The organism is Streptomyces sp. NPDC008079 (assembly GCF_042957385.1).
In the GTDB taxonomy this organism is placed as follows: domain Bacteria; phylum Actinomycetota; class Actinomycetes; order Streptomycetales; family Streptomycetaceae; genus Actinacidiphila.
The window spans coordinates 433,545-456,092 of the sequence record NZ_JBIBIC010000002.1; the positions used below are offsets into that span (position 1 = coordinate 433,545).

A 22,548-nucleotide genomic window follows, 5' to 3' on the forward strand; every position below is an offset into this window, starting at 1 on the left:
GAGCACCAGCACAGCCATGGCTGACAACACCCCTGCGGGCAGCACCACGGACGGTGCCATCACGGTGGGCCATCCCGCCGACGCCCGGGTCAGCGCGGCCCCGTCGTACGACGTGGCCGACTTCCCGGTGCCGCACGGCCGCGAGGAGGAGTGGCGCTTCACTCCGCTGGAGCGGCTGCGCGGCCTGCACGACGGCACCGCCGAGGCCACCGGCGCCCTCCGGGTCGAGGTGACCGCGCCCGAGGGCGTCACCGTGGAGACCGTGGACCGCACCGACGCCCGCGTCGGCAAGGCGGGCAAGCCCGCCGACCGCGTCACCGCCCAGGCGTTCAGCGCCTTCGAGAAGGCCTCGGTCGTCTCGATCCCCAAGGACACCGTCCTCACCGAGCCGGTCCGGATCGCCGTCCACGGCGAGGGCGGCACGGTCTACGGCCACCAGGTGATCGAGGTCGGCGCCTTCGCCGAGGCCGTGGTCGTCATCGACCACACCGGTGACGGCACCTTCGCCGCCAACGTGGAGGTCCTGGTCGGCGACGGCGCCAAGGTCACCGTCGTCTCGATCCAGGACTGGGACGACACCGCCGTGCACGTCGCCCAGCACACCGCGCTGGTCGGCCGTGACGCCACCTTCAAGTCGGTGGTCGTCACCTTCGGCGGCGACCTGGTCCGGCTGCACCCGCGGGTGATCTACGGCGCCCCCGGCGGCGAGGCCGAGCTGTTCGGCCTGTACTTCACCGACGAGGGCCAGCACCAGGAGCACCGGCTCTTCATCGACCACGACACGCCGCACTGCCGCAGCAACGTCACGTACAAGGGCGCGCTCCAGGGGCAGGACGCGCACGCGGTGTGGATCGGCGACGTGCTCATCAGGGCGGAGGCCGAGGGCACCGACACCTACGAGCTCAACCGCAACCTGGTGCTCACCGACGGCGCGCGGGTCGACTCGGTCCCCAACCTGGAGATCGAGACCGGCGAGATCGTCGGCGCCGGCCACGCCTCGGCGACCGGCCGCTTCGACGACGAGCAGCTCTTCTACCTCCAGTCCCGCGGCATCCGCTCCGACGAGGCCCGCCGCCTGGTCGTCCGCGGCTTCTTCGGCGAACTGGTCCAGCAGATCGGACTCGCCGACCTCGAAGAGCGGCTGATGACCAAGATCGACGCCGAGCTGGAGGCGTCCGTCTGATGAGCGTCGACAACGGCACGGTCGGATTCGTCCGCGCCTGCGCCGCCAGCGACCTGGAGGAGGACACCCCCCGCCGGGTCGAGCTGGACGGCGTCCCGGTGTCCGTGGTCCGCACCGCGGGCGAGGTGTTCGCCATCAACGACATCTGCTCGCACGCGAACGTCTCGCTCTCCGAGGGCGAGGTCGAGGACTGCCAGATCGAGTGCTGGCTGCACGGTTCCAGTTTCGACCTGCGCACCGGCAAGCCGTCCGGGCTGCCGGCCACGCGGCCGGTCCCCGTATACCCCGTAAAGATCGTTGGGGACGACGTGCTCGTCTCCGTCACCCAGGAGTCCTGAGGCACCCATGGCAACGCTTGAAATCACCGACCTGCACGTCACCGTCGAAGCCGAGAACGGCCCCCGCGAGATCCTGCGCGGCGTCGACCTGACCGTGAAGCAGGGTGAGACCCACGCCATCATGGGCCCCAACGGCTCCGGCAAGTCCACCCTCGCGTACTCGCTCGCGGGCCACCCCAAGTACACGATCACCGGCGGCACCGTCACCCTCGACGGTGAGGACGTGCTGGCGATGACCGTGGACGAGCGGGCCCGCGCCGGTCTCTTCCTCGCCATGCAGTACCCGGTCGAGGTCCCCGGCGTCTCCGTCTCCAACTTCCTGCGCACCTCGGCCACCGCGATCCGCGGCGAGGCGCCCAAGCTGCGCACCTGGGTGAAGGAGGTCCGCGAGACGATGGAACGCCTCCAGATGGACCCCGCCTTCGCCGAGCGCAATGTCAACGAGGGCTTCTCCGGCGGCGAGAAGAAGCGCCACGAGATCCTTCAGCTCGAACTGCTCAAGCCGAAGATCGCGATCCTCGACGAGACCGACTCCGGCCTCGACGTCGACGCGCTGCGGGTCGTCTCCGAGGGCGTCAACCGGGTCCGCGAGAGCGGCGAGGTCGGCACCCTGCTGATCACCCACTACACGCGCATCCTGCGCTACATCAAGCCCGACTTCGTGCATGTCTTCGCGCAGGGCCGGATCGCCGAGTCCGGCGGCGCCGAGCTGGCGGACAAGCTGGAGGAAGAGGGCTACGAGTCCTACGTGAAGGGCGGCCCCGTGAGCAGCGGAGCGAACTCCGAGGGGGACGCCGCGTGACAGTCCCCTCGTCCGTCGGCCGGGTGCTGCCGGGCCTCCTGGACACCGAAGCGATCCGCAAGGACTTCCCCGTCCTGGACCGCCTGGTCCACGACGGCAAGAAGCTCGTGTACCTGGACAACGCGGCGACCTCGCAGAAGCCGCGCCAGGTGCTCGACGCGCTGAACGAGTACTACGAGCGGCACAACGCCAATGTGCACCGCGGCGTCCACGTGCTCGCCGAGGAGGCCACCGCGCTGTACGAGGGCGCGCGCGACAAGATCGCCGCCTTCATCAACGCGCCCAGCCGTGACGAGGTGATCTTCACCAAGAACGCCTCCGAGTCGCTGAACCTCGTGGCCAACATGCTCGGCTGGGCCGACGAGCCGTACCGCGTCGACAGCGACACCGAGATCGTCATCACGGAGATGGAGCACCACTCCAACATCGTGCCGTGGCAGCTGCTCTCGCAGCGCACCGGCGCGAAGCTGAAGTGGTTCGGGCTGACCGACGACGGCAGGCTCGACCTGTCGGACATCGAGCAGATCATCACCGAGAAGACGAAGATCGTCTCCTTCGTGCTGGTCTCCAACATCCTGGGCACCGTCAACCCGGTCGAGGCCATCGTGCGCCGCGCCCAGGACGTCGGCGCCCTGGTGCTGATCGACGCCTCGCAGGCCGCGCCGCACATGGTGCTCGACGTGCAGGCGCTCGGCGCGGACTTCGTGGCCTTCACCGGCCACAAGATGCTCGGCCCGACCGGCATCGGCGTCCTGTGGGGCCGTCAGGAGCTGCTCGAGGACCTGCCGCCGTTCCTCGGCGGCGGCGAGATGATCGAGACCGTCTCCATGCACTCCTCGACGTACGCGCCCGCGCCGCACAAGTTCGAGGCCGGTACGCCCCCGATCGCCCAGGCCGTCGGCCTCGGCGCGGCCGTGGACTATCTGACCGCGATCGGCATGGACAAGATCGCCGCGCATGAGCACGCGCTGACCGACTACGCGGTGGGCCGTCTGCTGGAGGTTCCCGACCTGCGGATCATCGGCCCCACCACGGCCGAGGACCGCGGCGCCGCGATCTCCTTCACACTCGGCGACATCCACCCGCACGACGTCGGCCAGGTGCTCGACGAACAGGGCATCGCCGTACGCGTCGGCCACCACTGCGCGCGGCCGGTCTGCCTGCGGTACGGAATTCCTGCGACCACGCGGGCGTCGTTCTATCTGTACTCCACCCCGGCCGAGGTCGACACCCTGGTCGAGGGGCTGGAGCAGGTACGGAACTTCTTCGGGTGATGGTGGTGTTGTGAAGCTCGACTCGATGTACCAGGAAGTGATCCTGGACCACTACAAGCACCCCCACGGGCGCGGCCTGCGGGACGGCCAGGCGGAGGTGCACCACGTCAATCCCACCTGCGGGGACGAGATCACCCTGCGGGTGCGGATGGACGGCGCCGTCATCGGCGACATCTCGTACGAGGGCCAGGGCTGCTCGATCAGCCAGGCCAGCGCGTCGGTGCTGAACGAGTTGCTGGTCGGCAAGGACGTGGCCCAGGCGCGGAAGATCCAGGAGACCTTCCTGGAGCTGATGCAGTCCAAGGGCCAGGTCGAGCCGGACGACGCGATGGAGGAAGTGCTGGAGGACGCGGTCGCGTTCGCCGGCGTCTCGAAGTACCCGGCGCGTGTGAAGTGCGCGCTGCTGAGCTGGATGGCGTGGAAGGACGCGACGGCGCAAGCGCTGGCCGACGGTCCCGAAGCCTCGGAAGCTTCCGAAGGGAAGACCTCATGAGCCCCGTACCGAACGGCCTGAGCACCACTCCGGCCTCAGAAGAAGAGATCCGCGAGGCCCTCTACGACGTCGTCGACCCCGAACTCGGCATCGACGTCGTCAACCTCGGCCTCATCTACGGCATCCACGTCGATGACTCCAACGTCGCCACCCTCGACATGACCCTCACCTCCGCGGCCTGCCCCCTCACCGACGTCATCGAGGAACAGGCCGTCTCCGCCACCGAGGGCATCGTCAACGACCTCAAGATCAACTGGGTCTGGATGCCCCCGTGGGGCCCCGACAAGATCACCGACGACGGCCGCGACCAGCTCCGCGCCCTGGGCTTCAACGTCTGATCTCTCTCCGGGCTCTCCGTCTCGGCATCGCAGGGCTCCGCGCCACGGCATCGGGCGGCCACCGCGTCTCACGCGGTGGCCGCCCGATGCCGTGTCCGGGCCGTTGACGGTCTCTTGGGGGTGTTGCGAAAATTATCGCAACTTCATGAGGGAGGCGGTTGGGATGGCGAGCGGCAGTGGCGCGCGTGGGGAGATGCAGGCGTATGTGCGGGAGTTGGTCGATCCGCTGGTGCGGTACGCGAGCGAGGGGGGCGCTCGGATACGGCTGGGGGTGAACACGGCGCACCATGACGACACCGCGGCCGACCTGGAGGGGTACGCGCGGCCGTTGTGGGGGCTGGCGCCGTTGGCGGCGGGGGGCGGGGAGTTCGCGCACTGGGACCTGTGGGCGCGGGGGCTGGCGGCGGGGACGGACCCGGGGCATCCCGAGTACTGGGGGACGGCCACCGGCATCGACCAGCGGACCGTCGAGACGGCGGCCGTCGGATTCGCGCTGGCGCTGGCGCCGGAGAAGCTGTGGGACCCGCTCAGCGGCAAGGAACGGGACCAGGCGGGTGCCTGGCTGGCGAGCTTCCTGGGGGCCGACACGCCCGAGAACAACTGGAACTTCTTCCCGGTGCTGGTCAGCCTCGGTCTGGACCGGGTGGGGTACGCGCACGACCGGGACGCGCGGCACGCCCGGCTGGACCGGCTGGAGACGTACGCGCGCCGGGACGGCTGGTACGCCGACGGGAACACCGCGCAGCGCGACTACTACATCCCGTGGGCCATGCACTTCTACGGCCTGATCTACGCGGCGCTCGCGGGCGACGGCGACCCGGCGCGGGCGGCGCGCTTCCGGCAGCGGGCGGCCGACTTCGCGCCGGGCTTCCGGCACTGGTTCGCGGCGGACGGCGCCGCCGTGCCGTTCGGCCGCAGTCTCACGTACCGGTTCGCGCAGGGCTCGTTCTGGGGGGCGCTGCCGTACGCGGGGGTGGACGCCGTGCCGCCGGGGGAGGCCAAGGGGCTGCTGTCGCGGCACTTGCGCTGGTGGCGGGAGCGGTCGGCGCTGACGTCGCCGGACGGGGTGCTGACCATCGGGTACGGCTATCCGCAGCCGGCGGTCGCGGAGCAGTACAACGGGCCGGGCTCGCCGTACTGGGCGATGAAGGCGTTCCTGCCGCTGGCCCTGCCCGCGGACCACGCCTTCTGGACGGCGGACGAGGAGCCCGCCGCCGAGCTGCCGGAGACTTTGGCGCAGCCGGACGCCGGGGCGGTGCTGATGCGTTCGGGCGGGGACGCGACGCTGCTCAGCGGGTCGCAGCACAATCTCTGGGCGCGGGGCGGCGCCGCGAAGTACGCCAAATTCGCGTACTCCTCCCGCTTCGGCTTCAGCGCGCCGGTCGACGGTCTCGGCCTGGAGCCGGGGGCGTACGACTCGGTGCTCGCGGTCAGCGACGAGGCCGACATTGAGGAGGGGACGGCGCCGCGGCACTTCCGGGTGCGCGAGGAGCAGCACGATCCGGCGGTCGAGGACGGCGACACCGTACGCAGCACCTGGCGGCCGTGGCCCGACGTGGAGATCACCACCTGGCTCACCGCCGCCGCGCCCTGGCACTTGCGCACCCACCGCGTCCGTACGGGCCGCGCGCTGTACACGGCGGAGGGCGGCTTCGCGGTCGACCGGGACGCGGGGCTGACCCGGCGCGAGGAGAGCGAGGGCAGCGCGGTGACGGTCACCGGGGCCGGGGACCTCAGCGGGCTGCGCGATCTGGACGGCGGCCGTAGCGGCCGGGTGCTCGACCCGCTGCCGGGCACCAATGTGCTGGCGCGGCGCACGTCACTGCCCGTGCTGGTGGGTCAACTCCCGCCCGGCGAGCACTGGTTGCGCTGCGCGGTGCTCGGCGCCGGGGCCGCGGGGGCGGCGGCGTGGGAGGAGGAACCGCCGAGGGCGCGGCACTGAGGCCGCCGCGGGCGCGCCCGTAGCGGATCGGGAGCCGTACGGGGGCGGGGGGCGGGGCGGGTGGCTGGGCGGGGGGAGGACGGGTTAGCGTCTGGGTATGAATGAGCATCGTGCCCCCGGCGCCCTCGGCGTCGGCCTTGCCACCGTCGCCGACGACGGCACCGTCCTGGACACCTGGTACCCCGCACCGGAACTCGCCGCGGAGGCGGGCCCCGCGGGCACCGAGCGGCTGAGCGCCGAGCGCGCGGCGGAGCTGCTGGGAGCGGCGGCGCCCAAGGCGCTCGGGAAGGACCCGAGGCGCGGGGTGGAGGTCGTGGCGGTGCGGACCGTCATCGCCTCGACGGACGACAAGCCGCTGGACGCGCACGACGCGTATCTGCGGCTGCACCTGCTGAGCCACCGCCTGGTCCGCCCCAACGAGCCCAACCTGGAAGGGCTGTTCGGCCTGCTGGCGAACGTCGCGTGGACGTCGATCGGCCCGGTGCCGGTGGCGGCGGTCGAAGGGGCGCGGCTGGCGGCCCGCGCGGAGGGCCTGCACCTGGCGGTGTACGGCGTGGACAAATTCCCGCGGATGACGGACTACGTCGCCCCGTCCGGCGTGCGGATCGCCGACGCCGACCGCGTACGCCTCGGCGCGCACCTGGCGTCCGGCACGACCGTCATGCACGAGGGCTTCTGCAACTTCAACGCGGGCACGCTGGGCGCCTCCATGGTCGAGGGCCGCATCTCGCAGGGCGTCGTCATCGGCGACGGCTCGGACATCGGCGGCGGCGCGTCCATCATGGGCACCCTGTCCGGCGGCGGCACCCAGGTCGTCTCGGTCGGCGAACGCTGCCTGCTCGGCGCCGAGTCGGGCCTGGGCATCGCCCTCGGTGACGACTGCGTCGTGGAGGCGGGCCTGTACGTCACCGCGGGCACCCGCGTGACGCTCCCGGACGGCAAGATCGTCAAGGCGCTGGAGCTCTCCGGGGCCAACAACATCCTCTTCCGCCGCAACTCGACCACCGGCAAGGTCGAGGTCCTTCAGCGCACGGGTTCGTGGGGCGGCCTCAACGACGCGCTGCACAGCCACAACTGACGACGCGTCACGCGTGACCGGTTCACGCCGTACGAGCCGCCGCCGCGAGCACCGCACGCTCCTCCTCGGGGGACCAGCCGGCCTCCAGCGGCGGCTCGCCGCGTTCCCGGTCCCAGGCCAGGACGTCGGCGGCGGTGACCGCCAGCGGGGTCGCGGGCATCCCGGCGGCCCGGGCGCGCGCTGCGCTGCGCTGCTGTGTGGCGGTGTCCTCGCGGACCAGCGGGAACATCGGCGGTACGACGTCCGGCGTGACCCGTACGATCTCCACCTCGGTGCCCGCGGCCCGCGCGCACGTCTCGATCAACTCGCCGAGGGTGACCGGCTGTTCGGGGCCCACGGCGTGGAAGGCGCCGGGCCGGTCGTCCTCCAGCAGCCGGATCACCAGCCGGGCCAGGTCGCGGGAGTCGATGATCTGCACCGGCTGGGCGGGGTCGGCGGGCAGGGCTACAGCGCCGCCGCGCGCGGCGGCGCGCACCCAGTAGGTGAACATGTCGGAGGGGTCGTGCGGACCGGCGACCTTCCCCGCCCGCACGATCGTGGCGCGCTGCCCGTGGCGCGCGGTCACGTCGTCCTCGCAGGCGACCTTGCACGGCCCGTACGTGGCCTCGCTCAGCACCTCGGTGTCGCGGACCGGCGGGCGGCGCGGGGTGTCCTCGTCGGAGCCGGGCGCCACACCCTCGCGCTGGTACACCGCGTGGCTGGAGATGAACAGATACCGGCCGATCCGGTCGCCCAGCGCGTCCATGGCCTGCGCGACGTGCCGCGGGACGTAGCCGCTGACGTCCACGACGGCGTCCCACCGGGTGTCGCCCGCGAGCGCCGCGTAGTCGCCGGTGTCGCGGTCGCCGGTCAGCCGGGGGAGGCCCGGGAAGAGCCCGGCGCCGGTCCTGCCGCGGCCGAAGAGGGTGACGTCGTGCCCGCGGTGGAGTGCGTCCTCCACGATGGCGCGGCCGACGAAGGCGGTACCGCCCAGAACGAGAATGCGCATAAGGGGCGACTCTACTGTCGGTCCCGGCGGCCGTCACCCGGATATCGCGGTCGTGATCCGCCGGGCAGGCCCTAGTGGTAGATCTTCTCCGCGTACGCGGCCCCGTAGTACGTCTCCAGCTCCGCCAGCGAGTCCTCGGTCCGCTCCAGCGTCTTGGAGATCCGCGCCCGCGAGGCCAGCGCGTCGGGCTGCCACGTCTCCGGCTTCCACAGCGCGCTGCGCAGGAACGCCTTGGAGCAGTGGAAGAAGACTTCCTCGATGTCGACCAGGACCGCGACCTGCGGGCGGTGGCCCTTGACGACCATGCGGTCGAAGAAGTCGGCGTCGCGCAGGAGCCGCGCCCTGCCGTTGATCCTGAGGGTGTCGCCGCGCCCGGGGACGAAGTAGAGCAGGCCGATGTGCGGGTTGGACAGAATGTTGCGGAAGCCGTCCGCGCGGCGGTTGCCCGGCCGCTCGGGGACCGCGATGGTCCGGTCGTCCAGGACGACGGTGAAACCGGCGGGGTCGCCCTTGGGCGACACGTCACAGGTGCCGTCGGCCGCCGAGGTGGCCATCAGGCAGAAGGGCGCTGCCTTCAGCCAGGCCACGTCCAGTTCGTGCAGCCGGTCGCGCGCCTTGTCGCGGACGACCGCGGTGGGCTCGCCGAGCAGTTCCCGCAGTTCGGCCTCGTCGGTGATCTCCTGCATGTGCCGTACACCCCCGGTGAGTGAGTACCTTCTGGGAACTCACACTGTACAGGGTGGCTTTTCCGGGCTTTCCTCGCGCCTTTCCCCTGGCCTTCTCCTGTCTTTCCCGCGCCTGCAATGAGTTCCGCGGCGGTCCCCGGTCTACCTCTTCGACAGCGCCACGGCGCATACGACAGCACCGCATCGACCCGACCAGAGGAGCCCCTCGTGTCCGTCGTCTCCACCTCCACAAGCGCCGCCCCGACCGGTACCGCGACAGCCGTCACCGCCCGCCCCGCCCGTAGCGGGGCGCGCACCGCGCTGCTCGCCCTCCAGATCGTGCTGGCCCTCTTCTACGGCGTGGCCAGCGCCGCCCCCAAGCTCCTCGGCATCGACGCCGCGGCCGACTCCTTCGACCGCATCGGCTTCGGCGACTGGTTCATGTACCTCACCGGCGCGCTCGAACTCGCGGGCGCCGTCGCCCTGTTGATTCCGGTGCTCTACCAGGTCGCCGCGGTCGCGATGATCGGCCTGATGATCGGCGCCACCGTCACCCAGATCACCGTCTTCGACGGCGACAACGCGGCGACGCCGATCATCCTCATCCTGCCGCTGGCCCTGATCGCCTGGGCCCGCAGGGACAGTACGAAGGCGCTGCTGGCCCTGATCCGCGGCGCGGTCGCCCGGACCTGACCGCGCTCCCGTCGGCCGCGGCCGGCGACCGTACGCAACGCCGCACGGCGGACGGCTCGCGGTGCGATCCTGAGTACGGACGTCGCACGGATGTCGCGCGGATGTCGCGCGGGCGTCGTACGGCCGGCGCGACGACTGGCGCAACGGCGATCGTACGGGCGGCCGTTCGGGGTCGCGCGGGATCGCGTCGCGGAGGACCGGAGACCGGAAGACCGGGGGTCGCTCATGGACAGCCTTGGCGCGCTGCGCGCGGTCGAATACGGGTATCTCGACGAGCGACGGCAGGTGTACCTCGACCACACCGGCGCGGGACTTCCCGCCCGCGCCCAACTGCGGGCGCACGCCGACCGGATCGCGGCGGGCTGCTACGGCAATCCGCACTCGGTCAGCCCGGCCTCGCAGGCGTCGGGCGAACTGGTGGAGCGGGCCCGCGCACGGGTGCTCGCGCACTTCAGGGCCGATCCGGCCGAGTACGCCGTGGTGTTCACGGCCAACGCCACCGGGGCGTGCCGACTGGTCGGCGAGGCCTACCCGTTCGGGCCGGACAACCGGCTGGTGCTCACCCTCGACAACCACAACTCCGTCAACGGCCTGCGGGAGTACGCCCGCGGCCGGGGCGCGGGGACGGTGTACGTACCGCTGGAGGCGCCGGGCCTCGGCATCGACGCGACGGCGATGGACGCCGTCCTGACGGGCGCGAGGCCGCGGGCGGGCACGGAGTCCGGGGCCCGGGGGCCCGGACTGCTCGCGTACCCCGCGCAGAGCAATTTCAGCGGGGTCCAGCACTCGCTGGACTGGGTGACCAGGGCGCGGGCGGCGGGCTGGGACGTCCTGCTGGACGCGGCGGCCTACGTGCCCGCGAACGTGCTCGACCTCGGCCGGTTCAGCCCCGACTTCGTGGCCGTGAGCTGGTACAAGGTCTTCGGCTACCCGACCGGCATCGGCTGTCTGCTGGCCCGCAGGGAGGCGCTGACGCGGCTGCGGCGGCCGTGGTTCTCCGGCGGCACCATCCACGTGGTGAGCGCCCAGGGCCTGTGGCACCACATGGCCGACGGCGAGGCGGCCTTCGAGGACGGCACGGTCAACTACCTGAGCATTCCCGACATCGAATTCGGCCTCGACTGGATCACCGGCGTCGGCGTGCAGTCGATACACCGTCATGTCACCTCGCTCACCGCCGAGTTACTGGCCGGGCTGCGCGGGCTGCGGCACGCCGACGGCAGCCCGCTGGTACGGATCTACGGTCCGCAGGACACCACCGGCCGCGGCGGCACGGTCGCGCTGAATCTGCTCGGCGCCGACGGACGGGTGATCGACGAGCGGATCGTCGGCCGCGACAGCGCCGCGCACGGCATATCGCTGCGCACCGGCTGCTTCTGCAACCCCGGCACGGGCGAGGTCGCCTTCGCCATCGACCGCGACGTACTCGGCGGCGCCGTCCGTACCGCCACCGGCACCATCGACGACTACCTCGGCCGCCTCGGCCTCCCCTCCGGCGGCGCCGTCCGCGTCTCGCTCGGCCTGTCCTCCAACGCGGCCGACGTGTCCGCCTTCCTCGCCTTCGCCGCGCAGACCTACCGCGACCGCTCGCCCGACCCGGCGGGGCTCAGCCCACGGCTGGTCTGCTGACCGTGCGGCACTTGCGCGCCAGCACCGCCCACGCGGCGGCCAGGAACAGCGCCGTGAAACCGGCCAGCAGCAGCCAGCCCGCCCACACCGCCCGGTCGAACGAGCCGCCGTACGAGGCCAGCAGCGGCGGCCCCAGCGGCGACGCGCCGTGCGCCCACAGCTCCCGCAGACCGATCCCGCCGCCCAGCGCCTCGAACGCCCACCGGTTGGTCATCGCCGCGCTCAACACCCGTCCCGCCCACGCCATTTGGGGCACCGGCACAAAGGCCCCCGAGAACAGCACCTGCGGGAAGCAGAGCATCGGCAGCATCAGCGTGGCCTGCCCCGGATCGCCCACCGCCGCCGACGCCAGCAGCCCCAGCGCGAGCGCGGCGGCCGACGCGAGCAGCACGGTCAGGAACAGCGACCCGTACGTGCCCCACCCGGCGGCGGGCAGCCGGTTCAGACCGCGCAGCACCGCGAGCAACGCCGCGTCCGCCAGGGCCAGTACGGGCAGCAGCAGCGCCGCCTTCGACAGCAGATACGGCCCGAGCCGCAGCACGGTCAGCCGCTCCCTGCGCACCACCGCCATCTCCGCGCAGATCTGCAACAGGCCGTAGGTCAGCCCGAAGAAGAAGCCGCCGAAGGCGATCCAGAACAGGATCATCGCCGCGGAACCCGGGCTCGGCGCCGCCGGATCGAAGGCCCCCGGCCGGAACAGCAGCGCGAACATCGCCACGATCACCAGCGGCGACCCCACGACGACCGCCGCCGTCAGCCGATTGCGCGCCATCAACTCCCCGGCCCGCCGGGTGAGCAGCCACCACTGCCCGACCGCCCCGAGCGGCGCCGGACGCGTGGCGGCGGCGCCGTCGGCCACGGGCGCCGCCTCGGGCGCGGGGCCGGTCTCCTCCGCGGCAGCCTCGTCCGCCGCCCGTGCCCCGCGGGCCACCGCCCCGTACACCTCCTCCAGCGTCGGGACGCCGTACGCCGCCGTGAGGGTGGCCGCCGTGCCCAGGTGGGCCGGGCGTCCTTCAGAGGTGAGGAACAGGACGCGGTCGCAGCGGGTCAGATCGGCGGGCGCGTGCGTGGTGAGCACGACGGTGACGCCGTCGGCGGTCAAGTCCCGCAGGGTGCGCAGGAGTTCCGCGCCGGTCGCCGGGTCGAGTCCGGTCGTCGGCTCGTCCAGGAACAGCACGCGGGGGCGGGTGAGGAGTTCGACCGCGATGCAGGCGCGGCGGCGCTCGCCCTCGCTGAGGGTGCGTACGGGCTGGCGGGCGCGGTCGGCCAGGCCGACGGCGGCCAGCGCGTCGCGTACGGCCGCGTCCAGGAGTGCGGCGGCGGTCCGGGCGGGCATCCGCAGGCGGGCCGCGTAGCCGAGGGCCCGGTCCAGCGGCAGGTCGTCGTGCATCACGTTGCCGTGCGGCAGATACCCCAACGCCGGTCGCAGGACGGCCGGTTCCGTACCGTCGTGCAGGACGCGACCGGCCGAGGGGGTACGGATTCCGGCCAGGATCTCCAGCAGCGTCGTCTTGCCCGACCCGCTGCCGCCCGCCACGGCCAGCAGCTCGCCGGGCGCGATCCGTACGCTCACCCCCCGCAGCGTCTGCCGCCCCGAGGCGACCCGCTGCCCCACGCCGTACGCCTCGACGCGGAGACCGCCGTCGCTCATCGTGCCCCCTGACCGACCGCTTGGTACGTTGAAGGTGTCGCGGCGCCTCCCGCAGGGGCGGGCCGCCGGTAGCGTACGCGAGCCCCGGGAGCGGGACAGGACGAAGGAGTCTGACGCATGGACGGACCGGTCTGCACCACCCGGCAGGGCGACGTACGCGGAGCGGCCGGCCAGGACGGCGTCGCCGTCTTCCGCGCCATCCCTTACGCCGCACCGCCGTTCGGACCGCACCGGTTCATGGCGCCGCAGCCGCCCGCCGCGTGGGAGGGCGTACGCGACGCGACCGCGTTCGGCCCGACCGCGCCCAAGGGCCCCTACGTCAAGCCGTTCGACGTGCTGCTGCCCGACCCGGACATCGCGGGCGAGGACTGCCTCAACCTCAATGTGTGGACACCCGACACCGCGGGCGGCGCACCGGTCATGGTGTGGCTGCACGGCGGCGCCTTCATGAACGGCTCGGGCTCGCTGCCGATCTACGACGGCGCCGCGTTCGCCCGCGACGGCGTCGTCTGCGTGACCGTCAACTACCGCCTGGGGACGGACGGTTACCTGTCCCTCGACGGGGCCCCCGACAACCGCGGAGTGCTCGACCAGATCGCCGCCCTCGAATGGGTCCGCGACAACATCGCCGCCTTCGGCGGCGACCCCGGCCGCGTGACCGTCTTCGGCGAATCGGCCGGCGCGATGAGCATCGGGGTGCTGCTCACCGCCCCCGGCGCCCGAGGACTCTTCCACCGGGCGATCCTCCAGAGCGGCGCCGCGCACCACACGATCGGCCGGGACACCGCCCGCAAGGTCGCCGCGCACTTCGCCGCGGAACTCGGCGTCGAACCCACCGCCGCCGCCTTCGCCGCACTCCCGCTGGACGTCCTGCTGCCCGCGCAGACCGCCCTGCGCAACGAGGTCACCGCCAACCCCGACCCCGCGCTGTGGGGCGAGGTCGCGCTGAACGCCATGCCCTTCGAGCCGATCGCGGACACCGCGAGCACCGCCGCCCGCGCCCACCCGGTGCCGGGACCCGGCGCCGACTGCGCCGTCGACCTGCTGATCGGCACCACCGCCGAGGAGTACCGGCTCTTCACCGTGCCCAGCGGCGTCATCGACTACATCGACGACAGGCACCTGCGGGCCGCGATCGCCCGGCACGGCCTGGACCCCGACACCGCGCTGCCGCTCTACGCGGCCAACCGCCCCGGCGCCACCACCGGCGACCTGTTCTCCGCCGTCCTCACCGACTGGTTCTTCCGGATACCCGCGGTCCGCCTGGCCGAGTCCGTGCCGCGCGCCCACGTCTACGAATTCGGCCGCCGCTCCACCGCCTTCGACGGCCGCCTCGGCGCCTGCCACGCCTCCGAGATCGCCTTCGCCTTCGACAACCTGGACGCGCCCGGCGAGACCATGCTGCTCGGCGAGGCCCCGCCGCAGCCGCTCGCCGACACCATGCACGCCGCCTGGGTCTCCTTCGCCGTCACCGGCGATCCCGGCTGGCCCGCGTACGACACCCGGGACCGTACGACCATGGTCTTCGGCACGGCGGACGACCCCGCGCACTGCGGTCCGGTACGCGACCCCCGCCCGGACGAGCGCGCCCTGTGGGACGGGGTGCGCTGAGCCCTTCGCGCCGGCTCCTCCCGCGCGCCGAACTCCCGTACGCCTGAGGGACGCGTGGCCGGTACGCACCCGGCGGCGGGCGGCGGTGGCCGGAACGTGTCGCTACGGGCGGGTGAACCGGCGGGGTGACGGGTGCGACGGGGCCGGGAGGCCGACGGTCGGGGGGTCGCAGGGCCTACGCTGAGTGCGCGCGTCCGGCGCGCGTACCGGTTCGCGTGTGCCGGTCCGATCCACCCGCCAGGGGTGAGCCGGACCGGCACACCCCTCACGCCGTACAGCCGTAGAGCCCTCTAGGAGTCACCCCATGTCCGAAGGTCCCCTCGTCCTGCCGCCCGTACGGCTGCTCCCCGCGGACGACCTCGCGCGGCTGGCACTGGCCGTGCCGCTGCTGGACCGAGCGCTGCGGCTGACCCGGTGGGCGACACCGGAACGGCCGGTCGACGCGATGGGCGAGCTGCTGGACGACGACCTGGTGGCCGCCGCCGCGGAACTCGGCCTCCCGGTGGACGAGGACGAGGAAGGGCTCGCCGAGACCGCCCAGGCATGGGGCGTCGCCGTCGACACCGGCCTGCTGGTCCTGGAGATCGACGAGGAGGCCGAGGAGTCCACGCCGGTCGGCGAGGTCGCCGGTCGCGCGCTGCCCGGCGAGGCGTACGAGCGGATCACCGCGGGCCTCCCGCAGGACGTGCTCGACATCTGGCTGGCCGCCGCCGAGTCGGCCCTCGCCGACGCCGCCGCACCGGATTTCGAGAGTCTGCGCGAGGTCATGGACGACGGCGACCAGGTGCTCCTGGACGAGCTGGACTGGGACCCGGAGAAGGAGGCCGAATTCCTCGACAGCGCGCTGGTCAACCTCTACGCGCTGATGGCCGTGGAGGACTCGGCGGTCGCCGAGGACGGGCCCGACGCGGTACCGCTGCCGGTGCTCGCCGCGTCCCTCGTCGTGCCCGACGAGATGGACCAGCCCAGCGACGCCGTCCTCGAAGAGGTCACCGAGGTGATGATGCGGCTGGACGACCACTTCCGGCTGCTCGCCACGACCGGACTGCTGGACTACCAGCCGGTCGACGAGGCGCTGATCGAGGAGGCGGAGGGTGACGGGGAAACCGGCTCCTTCCCCGAATTCCCCGAGGGGGCCGTCGGGGACGACCTCGACCCCGAGGAGGTCTCCCGCTACGGCATGGTCCTGCTCACGCCGCTCGGCGTGCACGGCATGCGCGAACGGCTCGTGGACGCGGGCGCGCAGGCCCCCGCCATCGGCGACCTCGCGGGCGGGTCGGGCGTCGACCTCCTCGAAGCGCTGACCGGCTACCCCGACCAGGCGGCGCGCGTGGAGGCCGAGCTGTGGCTGGAGGACCGCAAGCCGGCCGACGCCGCACGCGAACTGCTCGCCGCCGCGCGCGGCGACGACGCCGGTGCGCCGGGCCGTCGTCTCATCTGCCAGCAGACGCTCACCCTGCTCGGCGCCGAGGCCGAGCCCGCGCTGCGCGAAGTCCTCGACGACCGCGCGCTCGGCGGCCTCGCCCGCGTCTGGCTCACCGAGAGCGGCGCCGCCGACATCCCCGCGCCCGACGCGGACATGGTCTTCTGGCTCACCATCGACACCCTCGCCGCGCAGCTCGCCGCCGACGACGCCCCCGAGATCCTGGCCGACCTCGTCCGTGACCTCGTCGCCCGGCACGACGGCTTCTTCGACGCCGCCTGGCGCGTCGACCACCCCGCCACCGCCGACGTCCTCGAAGCCATGGGGCGTCTCCACCCGGACCGCAAATCCGCCAAGGACGCCCGCAAGGCGGCCTTCAAGGCCCGCTCCCGCCAGGGCCTTTCGGGCTGACGCGCGGCGGGCCACCGCTCGGGGCGCGCCCCCGCGCCGGGGGCAACCGGGTGGCCGCCTCGCGGAAGGACGCCGTTCATCCGGGGTTGGCCGGGGGGCGGCACCGTGGGTGGTCAGCGCGACGTGAGGAGCCCCGGTGCCGGTCAGCCGTACGCGGGAGGCCGTGGTGGCCGACCCGAAGCGAGGTCACGCGTATCTGACCGCGGGAACGTCGTTGTGCCGGCGGACGCCGCCGTCGGCGCAGAACGGTGGCGTGCTCCAGGCGTTCCGGTGCATCGACTCCGGGGGCCGCTACGTGGACGACCTGTCACGGGCGACCGGGCCCGGCACCGTGTACGGCGTGGACTGGGTGGAGACGCCGTTCGCGGCGGGCGAGGTCACGCGGGCGCACGGGCTGACGGGCCTGTGGTGGGCGGACGACGGGGTGTACCTCGTGCGCGAGGGGGCCGTCTGGTTCTACGCGCCCGGCCGCCGCACGCTGACCCTGAAGACGCCGGGCTGACGGACTGACGGGCTGACGGGCTGACGGGCTGCCGGGCTGAGGGGCGGCCGGGCTGAGGGGCGGACCGCCGCCCGGCCGCGCTCGTCACCGCCGTGACGAGCGAGGCCGGGTGCGGCCGGGTGCGGCCGGAACGTTTCAGCAGCCGCTGAGGACCGACGTGAGCTTCGACTTCTCCGCACTGTCCACGGTCAGACCGTAGTAGTGCTTCACCTGCACCCACGCGCGGGCGTACGTGCACTGGTACGACGCCTGCGGCAGCCACTCGGCCGGGTCGCCGTCGCCCTTGGAGCGGTTGGAGTGCGCGGAGACGGCCACGAGCTGCGGGCGGGTCACGTCGTTGGCCAGCGCCTGGCGCTGCGCGGTGGTCCAGGCCCAGGCGCCCGAGGCCCACGCCTCGGCGAGCGGCACCAGGTGGTCGATGTCGAAGGTCGACGGGTCGGTGGTGGTCACGCCGTCGTACGGGCTGGTCCAGTTCCCCGAGGTCGCCTTGCACGAGCTGTCGGTCACCACGCTCGTGCCGTCGCGCTTGATCACGTACTCGCGGGTGTCGCAGGTGCCCGAGATGGTGATCCAGGTCGGGAACAGATTCCGGTCGTACGTCGAGGCGTGCGTCTCCGCGGTGGCCGTCATGCCGGACAGGTAACTGCGGGCGGTGGAGGCGGCGATCGGGGTCGGCAGAGCGGCCTGTGCGGGGCCGCCGCTGACGAACAGGACGGTCAGCGCGAGCAGTGCCGCGCTGACGGCGGCACAGATTCCGTGCACGAGACGGTTTTTGGGCATGACTGAGCGCTCCCGTGGCTAGGGGGTCGAGCGGTACGGGTGGTTCCCGACCAGGGTCCCGGCCACGGGTCTATGCGGGTAGACCGTCAGCGGTAAATTTTATGTGACCATGACATGTTGATGTGCGAACGTCCGGTGGCGGTCCGGCCCGTACGAGGCCCGCGCGGCGCACGAGCCGGTGCGTGCCGGGGTCCCACGGCCTCCGAGCGCCGTGCGCACGGCGCCCCCGCGCCCGCCCGCTCCCGGTCCTGGCCCCGGCTCCCGCCGCCGTGCGGGGCGGCGCGCGGGACTTTATGGTCGGCGCGGGGGCCCGGGACGAATGGAGCTGCTGTGACCACTGCGCGCGACATCATGCATCAGGGCGTCGAGACGATCTCCGCCCACGAGACCCTGGACGTGGCCGCCAAGCGGATGCGGGACGCGGACATCGGGGCCCTGGCGGTCACCGGTGACGACGGCGGGCTCCAAGGGGTGCTCACCGACCGGGACATCGTGCTGCGCTGCGTGGCGACCGGCCACGACCCGGGCGCGGTCCGGGCCGCCGACCTGATGGACGGCAGCCCGGTGACGGCCGCGGCCGACGACGACGCGGGCAGCGTCGTCGCGACCATGTCCTCCCGGCGCATCCGCCGGGTGCCGGTGGTCGAGGGCAGCCGCTTGGTCGGCATCATCAGCGAGGCCGACATCGCCCGGCACCTCGGCCCGGCCGAGGCGGGCGCCCTGGCGACGGCGATCCGCGCGGTCTGAGCCCGACGCCCGGTCCGAGCCCGGTCCGCGGTCCGAGCGCGGCCCGCGGTCTGAGGCCGCCGCGCGGTGTGAGACCGGCCTGCGATGTGAGACCGGTCCGCGCCGCCTGAGGCCGGTCCCGCGCCGCCTGGGACCGGTCGCGCGGGCCGCCGCCGGTCCGCGCGGACTCATGCCAGCCTGCGCGGACCGGCGGCGGCCCCGCAGGGCACACGTCCGGTCCGCGGTGCCTCAGAGCGCCGCGGAGGCGGGCCGCACCATCCCCTTGGCGGTACGCGAGTCGATGAAGTCGCCCATGGCGGTCATCTCCCACTCGCCGGAGAACTGCTTGATCAGCTTGGCCATCAGGACACCCGTGCGCGGCTCGCTGCCGGTCAGGTCGAAGCGGACCAGCTCCTCGCCGGTGCCCGCGTCGAGCAGCCGGCAGTACGCCTTGGCGACCTTGTTGAACTTCTGCCCCGAGTACGAGTTCACCGTGAAGACCAGACCGGTGACCTCCGGCGGCAGCCCGCCCAGGTGCACGGTGATCGTCTCGTCGTCGCCCGAGCCCGCGCCGGTCAGATTGTCACCGGAGTGCTGGACCGCGCCGTTGAGGATGGACAGCTTGCCGAAGTAGCAGGTCGCGATGTGGTTGCGCTGCGGACCGTAGGCGATCACCGACGCGTCCAGGTCGATGTCCCGGCCGCCGAAGGCGGGCTCCCAGCCCAGGCCCATCCGCACCGAGGACAGGAACGGCTTGCCCGCCTTGACCAGCGACACCGTCTCGTTCTTGCGGAGACTGACCCGGCCCTTGTCCAGATTGACCTTGCCCGCGCCCGGCGCGGGAGCGGGCGGCGCGGCCGGGGGAGCGGAGGGCGGCGGCGGCAGATACGCGGCGGGCGCGCCGGAGGGCGGCGGCGCACTGGGCAGTCCCGGCGCGGGCGGCGGCGGGGTGAACGCGGCGGCGGGGGCCGCGGGGGCCGCGGGCTCCTCCACATTCACCCCGAAGTCGCTGGCGATGCCGCCCAGCCCGTTGGCGTACCCCTGGCCGACCGCGCGGACCTTCCAGGCGCCGCCGCGCCGGTACACCTCGACCACGACGAGCGCGGTCTCCGGGCCGAGCCCGGTGGGCGTGAAGGTGGCGATCACCGAGCCGTCGTCCGCGCTGCGGACCGTGGCCGTCGGTGTCGTACCCGCGAAGGGACCGCCGCCGTCCAGGCTCGCGGTCACCACGACCTTCTCGATCCCGGCCGGGACGGCCGCCGTGTCCACGGTGATCGAGTCGGGCCCGGAACCGCCCCCGGAGCGGTGGCTGACGCCGGGCCCCTGGGGCTGGTTGTAGAAGACGAAGTCGTCGTCGGAGCGCACCTTCCCGTCACCGGTCAGGAGCAGGCCCGAGACATCGAGCCGCGCGGAGGAGGCGGCGACGTCCACGGCCACTCGGGGCACGGAGAGCGGCACATTCGAGCCAGGCGTCATAGCGGTCATGCCCCCGTAACGACCGACTGTTGTTTGCGGTTCCATGACCCGGAGATCAGCTTCCGGCCCGTTATGGGCACCCGGTCCCGGCGCCCATTCCGGCGCCCGCGCCGGCTCGTACCGGCAGCGTTGCGCCCGCGGTCGCGTACGGTCGGACCCGTATCGGCAGCCCCGTACCCTCACACCCGCACGCCCCGCCCGTCACCGGCGGTCGCGGGCACGTCGAGGCCGTCCGGGGAGCCGGGCGGCAGGGCGAAGGCGGAGGCGACCTCGGGCGGGAGCGCGGACAGGCCGAGCAGGCCGCAGACGGCCCGGGTGGTGAGCGCGTGCCAGACGGCCGCCTGGCGCAGCATCGCGTGGTCGCCGCCCGGCAGCACGAAGCGGCACACCTCGGCGCCCTCGGCCCTGGCCCGCTCCGCCATCCGCAGCGACTCCACGGGCGAGGTGATCCGGTCGGCCTCCGCGTGCAGGAACACCAGCCGGGCCGCCGAGAGCTGCTCCACCGGCTCCCCCGGCAGGCACCAGGGGGCCAGCGCCACCGTGCCGACCACCCCGTCCGTACCGGCCACCCGCAGCGCCGCCCTGCCGCCCATGGAGTGCCCGACCATCACGACCGGCGCCCCGCCGGTCCGCCTGGACAGCTCCGCCAGCGCGTCGGCCGCGTCCCGCGCGGCGTCCGCCCGCTCCCCGTTCCAGCCGCGGTGCCGGTAGCGGGCCTCGGCGAGCACCACCCGGCGGCCCCGCGTCGCGCGGGCCAGCGCCCGGACGAAGGGGCGCATCCGCAGCCCCGGCGCGTTCAGCCGGGACGGCCGGCCCATACCGCGCTCCCGGCCGCCGTGCAGTACCAGCACCGCCGCCTCGGGGGCCGCCGCGGAACGCCGCATCACCAGGCCCCGATACCCCGCGCGTGCGCTGTCGCCGTCGCGGTCCTCTGCCACCCGTGCCTCCACCCGTGTCCGTTCCCTCCGCCGACGTGCCGTGACAGGTACGAACGGACGTTCCGGAATCCCCGTTCCGCCGTACCCCGTCAATCCTCCGTCATTCGTAGCGACGACGGTTCCGGATGGGTCGCGCGGCGGACCCGGCGCACAGGTTGCCGGATCGAACAGGGGTCCGGAGGCTCCCGCATATACGCTCCTGCCCTGGGCAAGTACGCTCAGCGCAATCTCAATGGTCGGGCAGCCGAAGGCGGAGGAAGAAACGTGGTGCAGAGCGGCCCGGTCGGAGTTCCGGCCGGACTTCCGGTGGGCATCCCGCACACCCGCGACGGGCGTGACAGCCGTGATGTTCGTGACATTCGCGACAGTCAGAGTCCGCGCACGGCGCCGCCCGCCTCCTTCGGGCAGTCGGGCCCCGCGACGGTCCTGCTGGTCGAGGACGACGACGGCGACGCCCTGCTCGTCGAGGAGTACCTCGCGCTGAGCGACGCCGCGACCCAGGTGGTCAGGGCGAGCAATCTCGCCGAGGCGCTGGAGCTGCTGGCCCGCCGCGCCGCGCCCGAGTGCGTCCTGCTCGACCTGCACCTGCCCGACGCCTTCGGCGTGGACGCGGTGTCCCGGCTGCTGAAGGACGCGCCCGGCGCGGCCGTCGTGGTGCTGACCGGTCTGTCGGAGGAGGACGCCGGGCTCGCCGCGGTCGCCTCCGGCGCCCAGGAGTACCTGTCCAAGAGCGCCCTCGAACCCCAGTCGCTCAGCCGCGCCATCCGCTACGCCGTCCAGCGCAAGCAGATCGAGCGCGCGCACGTGGCGCTGCGCGAGAGCTCCATGCGGGCCGAGGAGAACGCCCGGCTGGAGCGCGGGCTGCTGCCCACCCCGCTGCTGCGCGGCGACGACTGGCAGGTGACCACCCGCTACCGGCCGGGCCGCGACCACGCGCTGCTCGGCGGCGACTTCTACGACGTCGTGCAGACCGAGGACGGCACGGTGCACGTCGTCATCGGCGACGTGTCGGGGCACGGCGCGGCCGAGGCGGCCCTGGGCGTGTGCCTGCGGGTCGCCTGGCGGTCCTTCGTCCTCGCCGGCACCCGCGGCGCCGAACTGCCCGGCATGCTGGAGCAGATGCTGGTCGCCGAGCGCGCGGGCGAACACGTCTTCGCCACCCTCAGCTCCCTGGAGTTCGCCCCCGACCGCACCACCGTCAAGATCGTCAGAGCCGGGCATCCGGGCGTGCTGCTGCGCCGCGGCGCCGACGTCCAGTGGTGGGAGCCGGCGTACGGGCCCGCGCTCGGGCTGCTGCCGGGGCAGGGCGTCTGGCCGGTGACGACCGAGACGCTGGACGGCGCGTCCGTGGTCCTGTTCACCGACGGCCTCTTCGAGTGGCGGTACGGCGACGGGCCGGAACGGCTCGGCGAGGACGGGCTGTTGGAGCTGGCCCGGAAGAACGGCGCACTGCCCGCGGAGGCGTTCGTCGACGCCTTGATCAACGCGGCCGAGACGGCGACGGCGGGGCGCGGCGGTCTCGAGGACGACGCGGCCGTGATGCACGCGGGATGGCGGGCGAGGTCATGACGGAACGCCCGCCCGTCCCGGGGCCCGGTTCGGAGCCG

20 protein-coding genes and 1 pseudogene are annotated in these 22,548 nt (G+C 73.1%); 15 read left to right on the forward strand and 6 right to left on the reverse strand.

Annotation, left to right across the window (positions count from 1 at the left end):
* Positions 1-16 precede the first annotated feature (16 nt).
* The 8 genes from sufD to dapD all read left to right on the forward strand — a co-directional run bounded on the left by sufD (position 17) and on the right by dapD (position 7,448).
* Positions 17-1,183, forward strand: a complete 1,167-nt coding sequence (gene sufD, locus ACFZAM_RS08915) for a Fe-S cluster assembly protein SufD (RefSeq protein ID WP_355333849.1) — start codon at positions 17-19, stop codon at positions 1,181-1,183.
* The gene (locus ACFZAM_RS08920) at positions 1,183-1,521 is read left to right on the forward strand and encodes a non-heme iron oxygenase ferredoxin subunit (RefSeq protein WP_355333847.1); all 339 of its coding nucleotides are present in this window, start codon (positions 1,183-1,185) and stop codon (positions 1,519-1,521) included. Before sufD ends, ACFZAM_RS08920 begins: the two co-directional genes overlap by 1 nt.
* Before the next feature lie 7 nt (positions 1,522-1,528).
* Complete coding sequence (gene sufC / locus ACFZAM_RS08925) at positions 1,529-2,323, forward strand: Fe-S cluster assembly ATPase SufC (RefSeq protein ID WP_355333844.1); 795 nt, start codon at positions 1,529-1,531, stop codon at positions 2,321-2,323.
* Positions 2,324-2,349: 26 nt separating this feature from the next.
* Positions 2,350-3,597 carry a cysteine desulfurase gene (locus ACFZAM_RS08930; RefSeq protein ID WP_355334677.1) on the forward strand — a complete coding sequence of 416 codons (1,248 nt, stop codon included), beginning with the start codon at positions 2,350-2,352 and terminating at the stop codon, positions 3,595-3,597.
* A 10-nt stretch (positions 3,598-3,607) separates the two neighbouring features.
* On the forward strand, positions 3,608-4,090 hold the full coding sequence (gene sufU / locus ACFZAM_RS08935; protein WP_188284431.1) for a Fe-S cluster assembly sulfur transfer protein SufU: 483 nt from the start codon (positions 3,608-3,610) through the stop codon (positions 4,088-4,090).
* Positions 4,087-4,428 carry a metal-sulfur cluster assembly factor gene (locus ACFZAM_RS08940; protein WP_188284432.1) on the forward strand — a complete coding sequence of 114 codons (342 nt, stop codon included), beginning with the start codon at positions 4,087-4,089 and terminating at the stop codon, positions 4,426-4,428. The genes sufU and ACFZAM_RS08940 overlap by 4 nt, the downstream gene beginning before the upstream one ends.
* A gap of 163 nt (positions 4,429-4,591) precedes the next feature.
* A complete protein-coding gene (locus ACFZAM_RS08945; protein WP_391044111.1) occupies positions 4,592-6,370 on the forward strand; it encodes a DUF2264 domain-containing protein in 1,779 nt (592 codons plus the stop codon).
* 97 nt (positions 6,371-6,467) lie between these two features.
* Positions 6,468-7,448, forward strand: a complete 981-nt coding sequence (dapD, locus tag ACFZAM_RS08950; RefSeq protein WP_355333839.1) for a 2,3,4,5-tetrahydropyridine-2,6-dicarboxylate N-succinyltransferase — start codon at positions 6,468-6,470, stop codon at positions 7,446-7,448.
* A 22-nt stretch (positions 7,449-7,470) separates the two neighbouring features.
* Here dapD and ACFZAM_RS08955 read toward each other — a convergent pair whose 3' ends face one another.
* Positions 7,471-8,436: an NAD-dependent epimerase/dehydratase family protein gene (locus tag ACFZAM_RS08955; protein WP_391044112.1), complete on the reverse strand. Its 966-nt coding sequence runs from the start codon at positions 8,434-8,436 to the stop codon at positions 7,471-7,473.
* A 71-nt stretch (positions 8,437-8,507) separates the two neighbouring features.
* Positions 8,508-9,122, reverse strand: a complete 615-nt coding sequence (locus ACFZAM_RS08960; RefSeq protein WP_355333834.1) for a pyridoxamine 5'-phosphate oxidase family protein — start codon at positions 9,120-9,122, stop codon at positions 8,508-8,510.
* Positions 9,123-9,329: 207 nt separating this feature from the next.
* Here ACFZAM_RS08960 and ACFZAM_RS08965 point away from each other — a divergent pair, with 207 nt between their 5' ends.
* Positions 9,330-9,794 (forward strand): DoxX family protein, encoded by a 465-nt coding sequence (locus ACFZAM_RS08965; RefSeq protein WP_391044114.1) that lies wholly within the window; start codon positions 9,330-9,332, stop codon positions 9,792-9,794.
* 225 nt (positions 9,795-10,019) lie between these two features.
* A complete protein-coding gene (locus tag ACFZAM_RS08970) occupies positions 10,020-11,423 on the forward strand; it encodes an aminotransferase class V-fold PLP-dependent enzyme (RefSeq protein WP_391044116.1) in 1,404 nt (467 codons plus the stop codon).
* On the opposite strand, the gene ACFZAM_RS08975 is transcribed toward ACFZAM_RS08970, so the two are convergent.
* Positions 11,401-13,074, reverse strand: coding sequence for an ATP-binding cassette domain-containing protein (locus ACFZAM_RS08975; RefSeq protein ID WP_391044119.1), 1,674 nt, complete (start codon positions 13,072-13,074; stop codon positions 11,401-11,403). The genes ACFZAM_RS08970 and ACFZAM_RS08975 overlap by 23 nt on opposite strands.
* Positions 13,075-13,191: 117 nt before the next feature.
* Between ACFZAM_RS08975 and ACFZAM_RS08980 the strand changes: the two genes are divergently transcribed.
* From ACFZAM_RS08980 to ACFZAM_RS08990, 3 genes and pseudogenes are all read left to right on the forward strand, one after another.
* Complete coding sequence (locus ACFZAM_RS08980) at positions 13,192-14,685, forward strand: carboxylesterase family protein (RefSeq protein WP_391044122.1); 1,494 nt, start codon at positions 13,192-13,194, stop codon at positions 14,683-14,685.
* A gap of 304 nt (positions 14,686-14,989) precedes the next feature.
* The gene (locus tag ACFZAM_RS08985) at positions 14,990-16,519 is read left to right on the forward strand and encodes a hypothetical protein (RefSeq protein WP_355333820.1); all 1,530 of its coding nucleotides are present in this window, start codon (positions 14,990-14,992) and stop codon (positions 16,517-16,519) included.
* Positions 16,520-16,676: 157 nt separating this feature from the next.
* Positions 16,677-17,009, forward strand: a pseudogene (locus ACFZAM_RS08990) (Tat pathway signal sequence domain protein); the annotation flags it as partial.
* A 147-nt stretch (positions 17,010-17,156) separates the two neighbouring features.
* On the opposite strand, the gene ACFZAM_RS08995 reads toward ACFZAM_RS08990, so the two are convergent.
* On the reverse strand, positions 17,157-17,801 hold the full coding sequence (locus ACFZAM_RS08995) for an HNH endonuclease family protein (RefSeq protein WP_355333817.1): 645 nt from the start codon (positions 17,799-17,801) through the stop codon (positions 17,157-17,159).
* A 330-nt stretch (positions 17,802-18,131) separates the two neighbouring features.
* Here ACFZAM_RS08995 and ACFZAM_RS09000 point away from each other — a divergent pair, with 330 nt between their 5' ends.
* Complete coding sequence (locus tag ACFZAM_RS09000) at positions 18,132-18,548, forward strand: CBS domain-containing protein (RefSeq protein WP_355333815.1); 417 nt, start codon at positions 18,132-18,134, stop codon at positions 18,546-18,548.
* Positions 18,549-18,776: 228 nt separating this feature from the next.
* Here ACFZAM_RS09000 and ACFZAM_RS09005 read toward each other — a convergent pair whose 3' ends face one another.
* The gene (locus ACFZAM_RS09005) at positions 18,777-20,003 is read right to left on the reverse strand and encodes a TerD family protein (protein WP_391044125.1); all 1,227 of its coding nucleotides are present in this window, start codon (positions 20,001-20,003) and stop codon (positions 18,777-18,779) included.
* A gap of 179 nt (positions 20,004-20,182) precedes the next feature.
* Positions 20,183-20,941 (reverse strand): alpha/beta fold hydrolase, encoded by a 759-nt coding sequence (locus tag ACFZAM_RS09010; RefSeq protein ID WP_355333809.1) that lies wholly within the window; start codon positions 20,939-20,941, stop codon positions 20,183-20,185.
* Between the two features lie 357 nt (positions 20,942-21,298).
* On the opposite strand from ACFZAM_RS09010, the gene ACFZAM_RS09015 reads away from it, so the two are divergent.
* The gene (locus ACFZAM_RS09015; protein ID WP_355334674.1) at positions 21,299-22,510 is read left to right on the forward strand and encodes a SpoIIE family protein phosphatase; all 1,212 of its coding nucleotides are present in this window, start codon (positions 21,299-21,301) and stop codon (positions 22,508-22,510) included.
* Positions 22,511-22,548 lie beyond the last annotated feature (38 nt).

Excerpts from the sequence above, each read along its gene's own strand:
- ACFZAM_RS08975 (WP_391044119.1), bottom strand. The coding sequence starts at position 13,074 with ATGAGCGACGGCGGTCTCCGCGTCGAGGCGTACGGCGTGGGGCAGCGG.
- ACFZAM_RS08985 (WP_355333820.1), top strand. The coding sequence starts at position 14,990 with ATGTCCGAAGGTCCCCTCGTCCTGCCGCCCGTACGGCTGCTCCCCGCG.
- ACFZAM_RS08995 (WP_355333817.1), bottom strand. The coding sequence starts at position 17,801 with ATGCCCAAAAACCGTCTCGTGCACGGAATCTGTGCCGCCGTCAGCGCG.
- ACFZAM_RS08940 (WP_188284432.1), top strand. The coding sequence starts at position 4,087 with ATGAGCCCCGTACCGAACGGCCTGAGCACCACTCCGGCCTCAGAAGAA.
- ACFZAM_RS08920 (WP_355333847.1), top strand. The coding sequence starts at position 1,183 with ATGAGCGTCGACAACGGCACGGTCGGATTCGTCCGCGCCTGCGCCGCC.
- ACFZAM_RS08980 (WP_391044122.1), top strand. The coding sequence starts at position 13,192 with ATGGACGGACCGGTCTGCACCACCCGGCAGGGCGACGTACGCGGAGCG.
- dapD (WP_355333839.1), top strand. The coding sequence starts at position 6,468 with ATGAATGAGCATCGTGCCCCCGGCGCCCTCGGCGTCGGCCTTGCCACC.
- ACFZAM_RS08945 (WP_391044111.1), top strand. The coding sequence starts at position 4,592 with ATGGCGAGCGGCAGTGGCGCGCGTGGGGAGATGCAGGCGTATGTGCGG.
- ACFZAM_RS08970 (WP_391044116.1), top strand. The coding sequence starts at position 10,020 with ATGGACAGCCTTGGCGCGCTGCGCGCGGTCGAATACGGGTATCTCGAC.
- ACFZAM_RS08960 (WP_355333834.1), bottom strand. The coding sequence starts at position 9,122 with ATGCAGGAGATCACCGACGAGGCCGAACTGCGGGAACTGCTCGGCGAG.
- ACFZAM_RS08955 (WP_391044112.1), bottom strand. The coding sequence starts at position 8,436 with ATGCGCATTCTCGTTCTGGGCGGTACCGCCTTCGTCGGCCGCGCCATC.
- ACFZAM_RS09005 (WP_391044125.1), bottom strand. The coding sequence starts at position 20,003 with ATGACGCCTGGCTCGAATGTGCCGCTCTCCGTGCCCCGAGTGGCCGTG.
- sufC (WP_355333844.1), top strand. The coding sequence starts at position 1,529 with ATGGCAACGCTTGAAATCACCGACCTGCACGTCACCGTCGAAGCCGAG.
- sufD (WP_355333849.1), top strand. The coding sequence starts at position 17 with ATGGCTGACAACACCCCTGCGGGCAGCACCACGGACGGTGCCATCACG.